We start from the raw sequence: 14,473 nt of genomic DNA, 5'->3' as shown, positions 1-14,473 counted from the left end.
GCAGTCAGGTCTAACCCCGCCAGTGCAGCACGCAGACCAGCGTGAACAGCCGCCGCGCCGTGTCGAAGTCGATGTCGATCTTGCCGGCCAGCCGGTCCATCAATGTCTGCGAACCTTCATTGTGCAGGCCGCGCCGGCCCATGTCGATCGCCTCGATATGGCTCGGCGTCGAGGATCGGATGGCGTCGTAGTAGCTTTCGCAGATCAGGTAGTAGTCCTTGACGATGCGCCTGAGCGGCGTCAGCGACAGGATATGGGTGACGACATCAGCACCATCCTCTCGGGCGACCGCAAACACCAGCCGGGATTCGGCCAGCGACAGCTTCAGCCGATAAGGCCCGGCGCCGTCATCATTGACCGGCTGAAAGCTGTTCTCCTCGATCAGGTCGAAGATCGCCACCGCGCGCTCATGTTCGACATCGGGCGTCGAACGGCCGATCGACTCGTCGAGCTCGACATCGATCAGCCTTGCGCGGGTTTGATCGCCGTCCGCCATCGCCGCCTACATGTTCAGCCGGATGGCGACGGAGCGGCCATGCGCGTCGAGGCCTTCCGCCTTGGCCAGCGCAATCGCCGCCGGCGCAAGTGCTCTCAGCTGCTCCGGCCCGAGCTTCAGGATCGAGGTGCGCTTGACGAAATCGAGCACCGACAGGCCCGAAGAGAAGCGCGCCGAACGCGCCGTCGGCAGCACGTGGTTGGAGCCGCCGACATAGTCGCCGATGACTTCGGGCGTATGGCGTCCCAGAAACACAGCACCCGCATTGCGCATCCTGGCCAGGAAGCCTTCGGCATCGTCGATAGCAAGCTCGACATGTTCCGCGGCGATGCGGTCGACCAGCGGCAGCGCGGCCTCGATGGTCTCCACCAGGATCACCGCACCGAAATCGCGCCAGCTGGCAGCCGCCGTCTCGGCGCGCGACAGGCTCTGCAGCTGCCGCTCGACCGCCTGTTCGACGGCCTTGCCGAAGGCCGGATCGTCGGTGATGAGGATCGACTGCGCCGACACGTCATGCTCGGCCTGAGCGAGAAGATCAGCGGCAATCCAGTCGGGGTCGTTGCTGCCGTCTGCCACGACCAGCACTTCAGACGGTCCGGCGATCATGTCGATGCCGACCGTGCCGAACACCTGGCGCTTGGCGGCGGCGACATAGGCATTGCCGGGCCCGACGATCTTGGCGACCGGCCGGATCGTCTCGGTGCCATAGGCAAGGGCGGCAATCGCCTGCGCGCCGCCGACGCGGTAGATCTCCGAAACGCCTGATATATCGGCGGCCACCAGCACCAACGGGTTGATGACACCGCCCGGCGCCGGCACGACGATGACGATGCGCTCGACGCCTGCCACCCTGGCCGGCACGGCGTTCATCAGCACCGAGCTTGGATAGCTTGCCGTGCCGCCCGGCACATAGAGCCCGACCGCCTCGATCGCCGTCCAGCGCGAACCCAACTCGACCCCGGCGGCATCGGTATAGCGATCGTCCTTGGGCATTTGTCGCTCGTGATGGGATCGGATGCGGTCGCGCGCGAACTTGAGCGCATCGACCGTCTGCGGATCGGCGTCTTTGTAGGCCTGCGCGATGTCGTCCTTCGACACGGCGATGCCGAGACTATTGAGGTCGGCCTTGTCGAATTTCAGCGTGTAGTCGACCAGGGCAGCGTCGCCCTCGGCACGAACCCGCGCAATGATGGCGCGCACGGCAGTGTCGACGTCCTCCGATACTTCCCGCTTGGTGGTCAGGAAGGCGGCGAAACGCTGCGCGAAACCGGCAGCGGATTGGATAAGCGTAATGGCCATCGGCTGCGTCTAGATCATGGTGAGATTTGCTTGAAATCTCATCATGATCTAGCCCTTTGTTGGAGCATGATCTCTGGACAAACAATTCCCGTTTTGTCCAACAAAAACCGGCACCCACTTTTTGGGATCATGCTCTAGACCCTGTGCACCGGACGCGAGGTGGCTTCCCAGGCGCCGCCTATGTCGGCAAGCCGCGCCTCGATGCATTCGACGTCGAGCATGATCGCGCCGCCGCCGGAAAAGACCAATTCGACGATGCCGGCCGGCTTGCTGATTTCGATAAAGCTGATTGCCAGCAGCGACAGCACCTCGGCCGGCCGATCGCGGGCAATGCCGCTGGTCTTGGCGCCGAGCACGCGGTCGAAATGCAACACCGCCTGGCGCCGCTCATTGTGCTTGCTGAACAGTCCGGATTTCGCCTCCCAGACGAAGCGGTTCATGGTCAATATGAAACGCTTGGCCGAAGGCAGGTATTCGAGATCCGAGACCTTCATCACGGCGTCCTGGACGTGAGCCGAGACGATGCTCAGATCCTGATCGTCGAGCGCAATGAGTTTGAGGGCTGCCATGCCGAATGCACACCTGAAAGTTGGTTTCAGCCTTCTGTTAGGCGGTCTTTCCGGTCCGTGCAACCGCGACACAAACTCAACCCGAGGCTAGGGCCTCGGGTTTGAAGTGTTGGCGGTGAATGAAGGCAGCACCAGACGCCTGTCTGTCTGAAGCAACTGCCGTGCGGTTAAGCTGAAATCCGCTCGATCACCGCGCCGCAATTGGAGAGCTTTTCTTCCAGCCGCTCAAAACCGCGGTCGAGGTGGTAGACGCGGTTGACCGTCGTTTCGCCTTCGGCCGCCAGACCGGCGATGACCAGCGACACCGAGGCGCGCAGATCGGTCGCCATGACGGGTGCGCCCTTCAGCTTGGCGACGCCGGCGACGATCGCCGTTTGGCCGGACAGCGTGATGTGGGCGCCGAGCCGGGCCAGTTCCTGCACATGCATGAAGCGGTTTTCGAAGATGGTCTCGGTGATGCGCGACTTGCCCTTGGCCATGGTCATCAGGCCCATGAACTGCGCCTGCAGATCGGTCGGGAAGGCCGGAAAGGGCGCCGTCGTTACGTCGACCGGCGAAATGCCGGCGCCGTTGCGCCGGACGCGAATGCCGGAATTGGTCGGCGTGATCTCGGTACCGGTCTGGGCAATCACGTCCAACGCGGTCTGCAGCAGCTCGGGGCGGGCGCCTTCGAGCACGACATCGCCGCCGGTCATGGCCACAGCCATGGCATAGGTGCCCGTCTCGATGCGGTCGGGGATGACGCGCACGCGCGCGCCCGACAGCGAGTCGACGCCGTCGACGGTGATGGTTGGAGTGCCGGCGCCGGAAATTTTTGCGCCCATGGCGTTGAGGCATTCGGCGAGGTTGACGATCTCGGGCTCGCAGGCGGCGTTTTCGAGTACCGTCTCACCCTTGGCCAGCNAGGCATTCGGCGAGGTTGACGATCTCGGGCTCGCAGGCGGCGTTTTCGAGTACCGTCTCACCCTTGGCCAGCGCCGCCGCCATCATCAGCACATGGGTGGCGCCGACGGAGACTTTCGGGAACTCATAGCGATTGCCGACAAGGCGGCCGTTCCTGGTCTTGGCCAGCACATAACCAGTGTCGACATCAATGTCGGCGCCCAGCGCCTGCAAGCCCTCGAGGAACAGGTCGACCGGGCGCGTGCCGATGGCGCAACCGCCCGGCAGCGACACTTTGGCCTCGCCCATGCGGGCCAGCAGCGGGCCGATCACCCAGAACGACGCCCGCATCTTCGACACCAGCTCGTAGGGCGCGGTCGTGTCGACGATGTTTCGGGCCGAGAAGTTGATGGTGCGCGAATAGCCCTCATTCTGCTTCTCGCGGCGGCCGTTGACCGAATAGTCGACGCCGTGATTGCCAAGAATGCGGATCAGCTGCTCTACATCGGCCAGATGCGGCACGTTTTCCAGCGTCAGCGTGTCGTCGGTGAGCAGCGACGCGATCATCAGCGGCAAAGCGGCATTTTTCGCGCCCGAAATCGGAATGCTTCCGGCGAGCTTGTTGCCGCCGACAATTCTGATGCGATCCATGAGAGAATGTCCCCTCGGCCCGAAAGGCCGGTTTTCGTCAGTTTGCGTATCGGCCCGTCTAGACCATTGGCCGGCTTGGTTCAAGATTCCTGAGCCCGTTGGCCAAGTTGGCCGGCCAGTGTGGCCGATATCGGTCAGTCCTTGTGCATTTTTTCAGCAGCCGCCAGGCCTTCCGGGCGCTGGTCAGCGTCACCGGTGCGCCGCGAACGCGCTTGCGTCTTGCGCTTCATGAGATTGGCGCGCAACTGCTCGGCCAGCCGATCCTTGCGGGTGGTCCCGCCCTTTTTTGCCGGATCAGCCTTTTTCGGTGGAATTGTCTTCTCGTCCATCGTTCCGTCCCGCCCGCAACTGGCAGGGCCTGCTGTTCAAGGGATAGCTAGCATTGTGGCGCCGCCATGTCAGCGAAACTTGTCTGGCAAAGCCTTTCACAGACGCCTTGCGCTTGCCGGTTCTATATGGCAGAAGCCCCGCCATCAGCGGCTGCGGTAGCTCAGTGGTAGAGCACTCCCTTGGTAAGGGAGAGGTCGAGAGTTCAATCCTCTCTCGCAGCACCAGTTCATTCCTTTGATTTTAAAAAGATGCAGTCGCGAAGTCGGGGTCTCGTTGCGGACCAAAAAAGCCGGCTGACGTAAAAGTGCCAATCCCGCGCATCCAGCCGTGGCCCCCCTCGCCCGGAAACATTGAGAGAAAGAGGCTCTACGGGGCCGGACGACTGCTCAACAAGTCCGGACCTGTCAACTCATGAACAGGCCGGACTGGCCGTATCCGGCATGCTGAACACTACCGCTCGCACGCTGAAAGCCAGCCGCCTCGTACGCATATCCACGACAAGAACACAGCTCGCCCAAGGACTTGCCATCGGCCGGCCATCATGATGCCATCTCGCCTGCGGAAGATAGCGTTGGGTTTTGGGGTAGAGAATGCTCTTTGGGCGAACGGCAGGTGCGACAGGGCGCATGTGCGCGGCACTTGCCGCGGCACTGGTGTGCCTATGCGCGTTTGGCCCCGCTTTGGCTGAAGAGCCGAAGGCGCTGAAAGGCGTCGCGCTCATCATCGGTCAGTCCGACTACCAGCATGTCGGCAAACTGCCCAATCCGGAAAACGACGCCCGCGCCATCGAGGAGATGTTCGACAAGCTCGGCTTCGAGACAAATGTCGCCACCAATCGCGACGCACGCAAATTGCGGCGCGATCTCGAAGGCTTCGTCGACGATGCCGAGGGCGCCGATGTCGCCATCATCTACTATTCCGGCCACGGCATCGAAGCCGGTGGCGAGAATTATCTGGTCCCTGTCGATGCCGATATTTCGGCACTCGACAATGCCGGCGAAAAGTTGGTGCCGCTGTCGTCCATCGTCGCCGAACTGAAGGCCAAGGTGCCGGTCACCATCGTTCTGCTGGACGCCTGCCGCAACGATCCGTTCCCGCCGGGCACGCTCTTGAAGCTGGCGCAGGGCGACGAAGGCAAGCCGATCGGCGCCGGCGGTCTCGGCGAAACGCGCGGCGTGGTTTCCCTGAAAGGCGGCGCCGAGGCCAAGGGCTCGGTCGACGACAGCCTCGGCCAGGTCATCGCCTTTGCCGCCGAGCCCGGCAAGGTTGCGCTGGACGGTCCGGCCGATGGCAACAGCCCCTATGCGGCAGCGATCCTGCGCCACATCGACACGGTGGGCGGCGAGGAATTCGGCACCGTTCTGCGCATGATCGGCGAGGAGGTCTATCTCAAGACCAACGGCCAGCAGCGGCCCTGGGTCAATGAGAGCCTGCGCCGGCTGCTCTATTTCGGCACCCCCGCCGAGGCGCCGAAAGGTGATGAGGGCGAAATCCTCAGGGAGCGACGCCAGCTCCTGCTGACCATCTCGACGCTACCCGATCCGGAGCGCCGCCAGATCGAAACCATATCGCGTGACGGCAAGGTGCCGATGGATGGGCTCTACGCCATGCTGAAGGCGCTCGGGGTCGACATACCCAAGGATCCGGCTGAGCTCGACAAGCTGCTGCGTGGCCAGACCGAACGGCTGAAACACGTGTTGGCTGAACGCGAGACTTTGAAAAACCCGGACCCCGAAATTGCCAGGCTATCGAAACTCGCCGAACAGGCGGTTCAGGAAGGCGCGCTTGAAGCGGCGCAGAAATTCAACGAACAGGCCAAGGCCCGCATCGGCGAACTTTCGTCTACGGTCGACCAGGCCGAGGCCGAGCTGAAGGCAAAGCGGCTGGAATTCGCAAAGGTCTTCGCCAGCAGTGCCAGGACTTATGAAATCTCCTTCAACTTCAAGGAGGCGGCGCAAGATTACGCCAAGGCCTTCGAGCAGGCTGCCAAATGGAGCGACGAAGACGCGTTCTACTACAAGGCGGCAGAGGCCAACGCTCTGTCGGAACAAGGGGACTTCTCCGGCGACAATGCGTATCTCGCCCAGGCCCTGACAGCCTATGAACAGGCATTGACCTATGTCACCCGCGAAAAGTTGCCGCTGCTTTGGGCGGCCACCCAGAACAATATGGGCGCCACGCTTGCTACGTTGGGCGAACGGGAAGCCGGCCGCGAAAACCTCGACAAGGCAGCTGCCGCCTATGAGCAGGCGCTGACCGTCTATACGCATGACGCCTACCCCGACGACTGGGCATCGACCTATGGCAATCTGGGCACGGTCTACTGGCGGCTCGGCCAGCGCGAGAACGGGACGGCGCTTCTGGAGCGGGCTGTCGCGGCCTTCCGCTCGGCGCTCGAGGTGCAGTCGTTGAAGAAACTGCCGCTGGAATGGGCGGCGACGCAGAACAATCTCGGCATCGTGCTGTCCGAAATCGGCGACCGCCAGACCACATCGGACAGTTTCCGCGCGGCGATCGAGGCGCATCGTGCGGCATTGACGGAATACAGCAGGGAGCGCGTACCGCTCGACTGGGCGCTGAGCCAGGTCAATCTGGGGGCAGCGCTCTATCGCCTTGGTGAGCGCGAAAAGGATATCGCGACCATGCAGCAGGCGGTTGCTGCCTATCAGGCGGCGACCGGCGAAATGACCAGGGAACGCGCGCCGGCGCAATGGGCGACAATCCAGAATAATCTGAGCACGGCGCTGGAATCGATCGGAACCATTAACGGCGATGTCGCCACGCTTGAGCAGGCGCGCGACGCCGCCCTGGCATCGCTTACGGTTTGGACGCGCGAGCACGCCGCGGCGAGCTGGGCCAACGGCCAGCTGACGCTCGGCAACGCATTGCAGCGCCTCGGCGCCAAGCAGAAGAACAAGGAACTGCTGATGCAGGCAGCCACCGCGTACCAGGCCGCTCTGTCCGAATATCCGCGTGAGAAACTGCCGCTTGACTGGGCTTCGCTGCAGCAGAATCTGGGATCGGTCAACGACACGCTCGGCGATCTCGATACGGGAACCGATTACTACATGCAGGCGGTGACCGCGTATCGTCAGGCATGGGAGGTCTATACCGCAACCGCCGCGCCGGGCGAGTTCGCTTCGATTGGTTACAGCCTTGCAGGCACGCTATCGAACTGGGGCGAACGCGCGGGGGACATCTCGATCCTGCGGCAGGCGATCGATGTCTACGGTCAGGTGCTCAGGGTTCGCACCCGCGACAAGGACCCAGTCAATTGGGCCAAGACGGAATTCCGCCTCGGCTGCGCGTTGATGATGTCAGGCAAGCTGGCCTCTGACGATCAACTGCTGCAGCAATCGGTCGACGCGCTGCGGGCGGCGCTCGACGGGCAGACGAAAGGCGGTGATGTCACGGAGATCGGCCAGACGCGGCGCGTGCTCGGCCAGACCCTGTCGATCCTGGGCGACAATACATCCAACCTGGACTTGCTGGCGCAAGCAGCCGACATGCTGGAAGCCGCGCTCCCCGCCTACTCCAAGGACGCCGACCCGGAGGAGTGGGCCAATATCAACTACGACCTCGGCTTTGCCCGCTACAGCCAGGGCCGGATTGGTGGCGACGCCACGTTCTACGCCAAGGCCGTGGAGAGCTTCGAGACGGCAGCGCGGATCTACGACGGTTTTCCCGACCGCATGCAATGGGCGCGCACCAAGGGCGATATCGGCAATGCCTTGCTGATGGCCGCGGACGGCAAGGACGTCGAGTTGCTCACCCGCGCGATTGCCGCCTATGACGCAGCGCTCAGCGTGGTAACGCGCGAGAATGCGCTGGCTGTCTGGGAGAACAATCAGAACAATCTCGCCGGCGGGCTGTCGAGTCTTGGTTACTGGGCGAACGATGTCGGCAAGCTGAAACGAGCCGCTCAGATCTACCGCGACCTCGCCACGGTGCGAACGATCGCCCGCGATCCCGATCTCTGGATCACCAACCAGACCAGTCTCGCGCAGACGCTGAGCATGATCGCGGCCCGCGAGCCTTCGGCTGAATTGTACGAGGAGGCGATTGTCGTCAACCGGGCGCTTGCCGAGCAGCTCGGTCGCGACCGCGATCCCGAACGTTGGGCCAATGCGCGCAACGAGATGGGCTATGCCTTGACCATGGCCGGCCGCGCCGAAAACAATGTCGCGCATTTCGAGGAGGCGGTGTTGGTCCTGCGCGAGGCGATCGTGGTGCAAAAGAAGATCAATTCGGTGCCGGCTGTCGCCTTCACGCAGGACAGCCTGTGCGACGTGCTGGTCGATCTGGGCGCCGCCCACAAGGACAAGGCGATGGCACAGGAAGCGATCGCCGCATGCCAGGACGCGCTCGTCATCTTCCGTGACAAGAAGATGGACGATCTCGCCGCCGGTTCCGAAAAGAACCTCGCCGAGGCACAGGCGTTGCTGGCCGAGTTGCATTAATCCGAGCCCGCGCTCCCGGATGCGGGCGAATGGTGGGCACGCCCAGCGTTCACGCTGTTGCGCAAGCAGATGTCACCGGCTCGCCATGGCATGACAGAGATGCGATGTGGCAGTATCGGCTTGTGCGCCGGTCGCCACCCGTCATTCAGGACGACAGGTAATCATATTCCGTTGGAGCGCCAGATGACCCTATTCACCCGCCGCGGGCTTCTGAAAACGGCTGCGGTTGCCGGCGGTGGCGGCGTCGGGCTGGCAGCAATGACCAGGCTCAGCGGTTGGGCAGCTGTCACACCTGAGCCGGTGGTGCTCAAGACGGCAAAGATCCAGGCCAGGTTCATGGATGCGGGCGAGACCCGGGATGTCCTGACGTATGGTGAATCAGGCATGCCGCCTGTACTGCGGATGAAAAAAGGCGAGCCCTTTGCCGCGCGTCTCGTCAACGCCATCGACGACCCGACGACCATCCATTGGCACGGCATTCGCGTTCCAAACAAGATGGACGGTGTTCCCTTCCTAGTTCAGCCTTACGTCTATACCGGCGATCATTTCGACTACGCCTTCACGCCGCCCGACGCCGGCACGTTCTGGTATCACCCGCATTGCAACACGCTGGAGCAGATGGGCCATGGCCTCACCGGCGTGATCGTGGTCGAAAACCCCAACGATCCCAAATTCGACGCCGAGGCAATCGTCAATCTGCGCGACTGGCGCCTCGGCGACGACGCGCAGTTCATCCAGCAATTCCGGCCGCGCGATGCCGCAAAAACCGGAACCTATGGCACGGTGCGCACCGCCAACTGGCTCGACCAGCCGCAATTCGACGCGCCGGCCGGCGGGTTGGTGCGGCTGCGGGTCGCCATCACCGATGTCACCCGCATCTACGCGTTTCGCGTCGAGGGTGCGGAGGCCGCGGTCATCGCGCTCGACGGCAATCCGGTGCCGCAGCGTTTTGCGCCCGATGCCTTGCTGCTCGGACCGGGGCAGCGCATGGAGCTCGCCATCCGCATGCCTGACCAGGAGGGCGCGATCGTCAGCCTGGGCGACATCAGGGGCACCAAACCCAAGGTCCTCGCCACCTTGCGCGCCACCGGCAGCTCGCTCAAGCGCGACCTGCGCGACCTCGCACCGCTGGAAGCCAACCCGGTGCCGGAGGTGGATCTCGCCAGCGCGAAACACATCGCGCTCTCGCTCAGCGCCACGGCGGAAAACGTGCCGAGCGACAGCATATGCGGCACGCTAGGCTACTCCTTCTGGGCCATCAACAAGGTACCGTGGCCGGGCGACACGCCGGACCCGACCGCGCCTTTGGCCGAGCTGAAGCTCGGCAAAAGCTATGTCATCGACATGGAGAATTTGACGCCGCAATCGCATCCGATGCATATGCACGGCATGAGCTTCAAGGTGCTGTCGTCGTCGACACGCCAGGTTCAGCCGGTCATCTCCGACACCTATCTCATGCAGCCCAACGAGAAGGTTCAGCTCGGTTTCGTCGCGGACAATCCCGGCGACTGGCTGCTGCACTGCCACATCATCGAACATCAGAAAACCGGCATGACGAGCTATATCAGGGTGGTTTGACGCCGAGGCGGGTCAATCAGCCTCTACTGGGGTTGGCCTCACCTGCCGGGCCTGTTGCCGGAGAAATTGCCGCCGTCCGCTGGTTTCGTTGGCAAAGCGGGGCCGTTCCCTGCTATTCCCGCCTGCAATCAAGAAGCCGTGGACACGCTTGCATGACCAATGTCGCCCTGACCGGACTGGCCCGCGATCTCGCCAGGCGCGCCGCCGAGGGCCGCCCGGTGCGCATCGGCGTCATCGGCTCCGGCGAAATGGGCACCGACCTGGTCACGCAAGGCATGCTGATGCCCGGTATCGAGATCTGCGCCATCTCGACGCGGCGTCCGCACACGGCGCGCGACGCCATCCGCATCGCCTATGGCGACGAGGCGATGGCGGTCGAGGCCGACATGGGTTCGAAAGTCACCGCGGCGATCGAGGCCGGGAAAATCGCCATCACCTCGAACGAGATGCTGGTCACCAATCCGCTGATCGACGTCGTGATCGACGCCACCGGCAAGCCTGGTGTCGCCGCCGATTTCGACTTGAAGGCGATGGAGCACGGCAAGCACCTGGTGATGATGAATGTCGAGGCCGACGTCACGATCGGCTGCTACCTCAAGCAGCAGGCAGACCGGCTCGGCGTCGTCTATTCGGTCGGCGCCGGCGACGAGCCGTCGAGCTGCATGGAGCTGATCGAGTTTGCCTCCGCGCTCGGCTACACCATCGTCTCGGCTGGCAAGGGCAAGAACAACCCGCTCAACCACGATGCCGTTCCGGATGACTATCGCGAGGAAGCCCTTCGCCGCAACATGAACCCGCGCATGCTGGTCGAGTTCGTCGACGGCTCGAAAACCATGGTCGAGATGTGCGCCATCGCCAACGCCACCGGGCTGGTGCCCGATGTGCCGGGCATGCACGGGCCCAAGGCCGACCGCGACCAGCTGGCCAAGGTGCTGATACCGCGCGCCGATGGCGGCATCCTGTCGAAGAAGGGTGTTGTCGACTACACGATCGGCAAGGGTGTGGCGCCGGGCGTCTTCGTCATCGTCGAGGCGACGCATCCGCGCATCGTCGAGCGCATGGACGATCTGCATATCGGCCACGGCCCCTATTACAGCTTCTTCCGGCCCTACCATCTGACCTCGCTGGAAGTGCCGCTGACGGCAGCGCGTATCATGCTCTACGGCCGCCCCGACATGGTGCCGCTGCCGAAGCCGGTGGCCGAGGTCTGCGCGGTCGCCAAGCGCGATCTCGCCACGGGCGAGACCTTCGATGCCATCGGCGAGACTTGCTACCGCTCCTGGACCATGACCGTCGAAGAGGCGCGCGCCAATCTGGCAGTGCCGGTCGGCCTGCTCGAAGGCGGCAAGGTGCTGAAGCCGGTCAGGAAGGGCGAGCTCATCACCACCGACAACGCCACACCCGACCGCACGACCAGGCTGTTCGCTTTGCGCAAGCTGCAGGATGAGATGCTGTACGGGAGCTGAGATTGGATGACAGGCCAGTCGGGCTGGCCTTGTCATGACAACTCCCTATGTTGTAGTGGCACCGAACGGAGGCTCAGGATGAATCTCCAGATCAGAGACCCGCGCGCCCGTGACCTCGCCCGGCAGCTTGCCGAAAAGCGAAAGATTTCAATGACCGAGGCGGTGATCGAGGCGCTCGAATCCGAGCTTCAGCGCGAACGTGAACGAGTTCCGCTGGCTGAGCGGCTGGCCGCCATATCGAACGATCTGAAGGCCAAGGCGGGAAGCGGCGGCAGGGATTTGACTAAGGATGAGATCGACGAGATGTGGGGACATTCCTGATGTTCATCGACACCTCGGTGGTGATCGCTGTCCTCGCCGGAGAGGAAGACGCCGCCGATTGGAGCCGCCGGATCGGGCAGGCCTCGATACGGATAACATCTCCGCTGGTCGTGCTCGAAGCGGCGATGCGGCTTTCATCGAAGTTGGTGGTGGAGCCGCTCTTCGCCGAAAAGGCGATAGAGGACTTCCTGCGTGAGGCCGAGATCGAGGTGGTTCCGATCGAAATCGGTGATGCCAAGCTCGCGATCCAGGCTTTTTCGAACTATGGCAAACGTCGCGGCCACCCGGCTCAGCTCAATCTCGCTGACTGCCTGTCATATGCCTCGGCAAAAAGCTGTGGGATGCCCTTACTCTACAAAGGGAAAGACTTTTCCCACACCGATCTGGCCTGATCCTACTCCCCCAGTTCCACGATTCGGCCAGCAGCTTCGTCAGCCGCTCCCGCCCAGCAGGCCAAATGCTGCCGCGCTCGCGCCATGGGCTGTTGACCTGGTCGCGCAACACGCCTGATCATTGCGCTCGTGCTGACGACGCAGACCATCGGCTGCCATTGTGTGATCCATTCATACAGTCTGTCTTTTTGATCCGGGTTTTTCAAACCATGCCGAGATGCCAATCTCGATCAGTTGAACCCCCATTGAGGATTGAAATCTTGCAAACCATTTGGACAAGACGCGAGACGATGAAAACCCTTCTGGCAACGGGCATGGTTGCCATGCTTCAGCCTCTGGCTTTTGCAGCCAAGGCCGCCGCCAAGCTGGAATGGACCCATTTTCAGGCTGACGAGAATGGTTTCCGCCGCACGCCGGTGCTGCTGACCGGGGAAAAAGAAGCCATCCTCCTCGACGGCGGATTTACCCTGTCCGATGGCCGTGCGGTCGCGGATGCGATCAAGGCGACGGGCAAGACCCTGACGACGATCTATGTCAGTTGCAGCGACCCTGACTATTATTTTGGCCTCCGTCCCGTCGCGGATGCTTTCCCCGGCGCCAAGATCATCGCGGCCGGCGCAACGGTTGCGGCCATCAAAGCCAATGTGCAAGCCAAGCTGGATGTCTGGAGCCCACAGCTCAAGGACAATGGACCGAAGGTCCTGGCGGATGTCGTCATTCCCGAGGCTTCCGATATCACCTCACTTGAAATCGAAGGAAACAAGATCGAGATCGTCACCGTCGCCGATCTGAAAGACCGGCGGTATCTCTGGGTGCCCAGCCTTGAAGCGGTGTTCGGCGGCGTGCTGATCTCGTCCGGCGTACATGTCTGGGTTGCCGACGAGCCAACCGTAGACGACCGCAAGAAATGGATTGCCGCGCTCAACGAAATCGCGTCCCGCAAACCAAACATCGTGGTGCCGTCCCATCAGGTAGCCGGTGCACCGGACGGTCTGGCGGCCGTGGAATTCACCCGCGCCTACCTCGAAGCTTTCAATAAGGAAGCCGAAAAAGCGAAATCCAGCGTCGAGCTGATTGCAGCGATGAAGCGGCGCTATCCCGATCTTCTTGACGTCTCGTCCCTGGAACTGGGCGCAAAGGTCGCCAAGGGTGAGATGAAGTGGGGCTGATACGGCCCCGCGAGCGCCTCGGCTACTTCCCCAATTCCACCGACCGCAGCCGCGCGGCTTCCACCGCCTCGGTCAGCAGCTTCGTCAGCCGGTCTTCGCCCATCAGCACGGCAAGGGCGGCTGCCGTGGTTCCGTTGGGGCTGGTCACCTGCTGGCGCAGGACGCCGGGCTTCTCGCCGCTTTCGGCAGCGAGTGCAGCAGCGCCATAGACGGTCTGCATGGCCAGCAGCCTGGCGGTCTCGACCGGCAGCCCGGCCTTCTCGGCTGCAACCGTAAGCGCCTCGATGAAATGGAAGATGTAGGCCGGACCGGACCCCGAAACCGCCGTCACCGCGTCCATCAGGCCTTCGTCGTCGATCGTCGTCACCACACCGCTCGCCGACAGCAGCTCGGCAACGAAACGCCTGATGTCGTCGGTCACCAGCGGGTTGGAATAGACCACCATCATGCCCTTGCCGATCGCGGCCGGCGTGTTGGGCATGCAGCGGATAACAGGCGCGAGATGGCCGAGTATGTGCTCGAAGGTGGCGACCGGCGTGCCCGCGGCGATGCTGACGAAGGTGGTCCTGCCGTCGCCGAAGCGCTTGTAGGCGGCGGCGACGTCGCGGATCACCTGCGGCTTGACGGCGATGACGACGAGGTCGGGCTCTGCGTCGGCGGGGATCCCGTTCGCGTCCGCGGCGACACTGCAACCGAGGTGCTCGGCGCGCTTGCGCAATTCGGCATTGGGCTCGACCACGAACACGGCTTGCGGGGCAAGCTTGCCGGATTTCAGCCAGCCCGCAAGCATGGCGTAACCCATATTGCCGCAACCGGCGAGAACAAGCCTGATCGTCATTGAGAGCCCTCCGAGACAAGGG

Annotated in this window: 11 protein-coding genes, 1 tRNA gene and 1 pseudogene; 7 read left to right on the top strand and 6 right to left on the bottom strand. The window is 63.0% G+C overall.

Annotated features, from left to right (window positions below):
- Positions 1–10: 10 nt before the first annotated feature.
- The 5 genes and pseudogenes from X727_RS154300 to X727_RS154315 all read right to left on the bottom strand — a co-directional run bounded on the left by X727_RS154300 (position 11) and on the right by X727_RS154315 (position 4,226).
- The gene (locus tag X727_RS154300) at positions 11–496 is read right to left on the bottom strand and encodes a UPF0262 family protein (RefSeq protein ID WP_023669283.1); all 486 of its coding nucleotides are present in this window, start codon (positions 494–496) and stop codon (positions 11–13) included.
- A gap of 6 nt (positions 497–502) precedes the next feature.
- A complete protein-coding gene (hisD, locus tag X727_RS154305; protein WP_023834062.1) occupies positions 503–1,795 on the bottom strand; it encodes a histidinol dehydrogenase in 1,293 nt (430 codons plus the stop codon).
- Positions 1,796–1,929: 134 nt separating this feature from the next.
- Complete coding sequence (locus tag X727_RS154310; RefSeq protein ID WP_023681909.1) at positions 1,930–2,364, bottom strand: DUF2948 family protein; 435 nt, start codon at positions 2,362–2,364, stop codon at positions 1,930–1,932.
- A 167-nt stretch (positions 2,365–2,531) separates the two neighbouring features.
- Positions 2,532–3,897, bottom strand: a pseudogene (locus tag X727_RS01000000164535) (UDP-N-acetylglucosamine 1-carboxyvinyltransferase).
- A gap of 134 nt (positions 3,898–4,031) precedes the next feature.
- Complete coding sequence (locus X727_RS154315) at positions 4,032–4,226, bottom strand: hypothetical protein (RefSeq protein WP_023701829.1); 195 nt, start codon at positions 4,224–4,226, stop codon at positions 4,032–4,034.
- Between the two features lie 150 nt (positions 4,227–4,376).
- Between X727_RS154315 and X727_RS154320 the strand changes: the two genes are divergently transcribed.
- The 7 genes from X727_RS154320 (at position 4,377) to X727_RS154345 (ending at position 13,613) form a co-directional block, all read left to right on the top strand.
- Positions 4,377–4,451 (top strand) — tRNA-Thr (locus X727_RS154320).
- A gap of 402 nt (positions 4,452–4,853) precedes the next feature.
- Complete coding sequence (locus X727_RS1000000165540) at positions 4,854–8,687, top strand: caspase family protein (RefSeq protein ID WP_023834061.1); 3,834 nt, start codon at positions 4,854–4,856, stop codon at positions 8,685–8,687.
- Positions 8,688–8,870: 183 nt separating this feature from the next.
- The gene (locus X727_RS154325) at positions 8,871–10,265 is read left to right on the top strand and encodes a multicopper oxidase family protein (RefSeq protein ID WP_023832766.1); all 1,395 of its coding nucleotides are present in this window, start codon (positions 8,871–8,873) and stop codon (positions 10,263–10,265) included.
- Between the two features lie 152 nt (positions 10,266–10,417).
- Positions 10,418–11,731, top strand: coding sequence for an NAD(P)H-dependent oxidoreductase (locus tag X727_RS154330; protein ID WP_023834060.1), 1,314 nt, complete (start codon positions 10,418–10,420; stop codon positions 11,729–11,731).
- A gap of 78 nt (positions 11,732–11,809) precedes the next feature.
- Positions 11,810–12,052, top strand: coding sequence for a type II toxin-antitoxin system VapB family antitoxin (locus X727_RS154335; RefSeq protein ID WP_023669292.1), 243 nt, complete (start codon positions 11,810–11,812; stop codon positions 12,050–12,052).
- Complete coding sequence (locus X727_RS154340; RefSeq protein WP_023738240.1) at positions 12,052–12,444, top strand: type II toxin-antitoxin system VapC family toxin; 393 nt, start codon at positions 12,052–12,054, stop codon at positions 12,442–12,444. The genes X727_RS154335 and X727_RS154340 overlap by 1 nt, the downstream gene beginning before the upstream one ends.
- A 269-nt stretch (positions 12,445–12,713) precedes the next feature.
- Positions 12,714–13,613, top strand: coding sequence for an MBL fold metallo-hydrolase (locus tag X727_RS154345; RefSeq protein WP_023740456.1), 900 nt, complete (start codon positions 12,714–12,716; stop codon positions 13,611–13,613).
- A 22-nt stretch (positions 13,614–13,635) separates the two neighbouring features.
- On the opposite strand, the gene proC is transcribed toward X727_RS154345, so the two are convergent.
- Positions 13,636–14,451 carry a pyrroline-5-carboxylate reductase gene (gene proC, locus X727_RS154350; RefSeq protein ID WP_023832763.1) on the bottom strand — a complete coding sequence of 272 codons (816 nt, stop codon included), beginning with the start codon at positions 14,449–14,451 and terminating at the stop codon, positions 13,636–13,638.
- Positions 14,452–14,473 lie beyond the last annotated feature (22 nt).

Origin of the sequence: Mesorhizobium sp. L103C105A0 (genome assembly GCF_000502215.1) — a bacterium.
Classification (GTDB): domain Bacteria; phylum Pseudomonadota; class Alphaproteobacteria; order Rhizobiales; family Rhizobiaceae; genus Mesorhizobium.
This window is presented reverse-complemented; position numbering and strand designations above follow the sequence as displayed.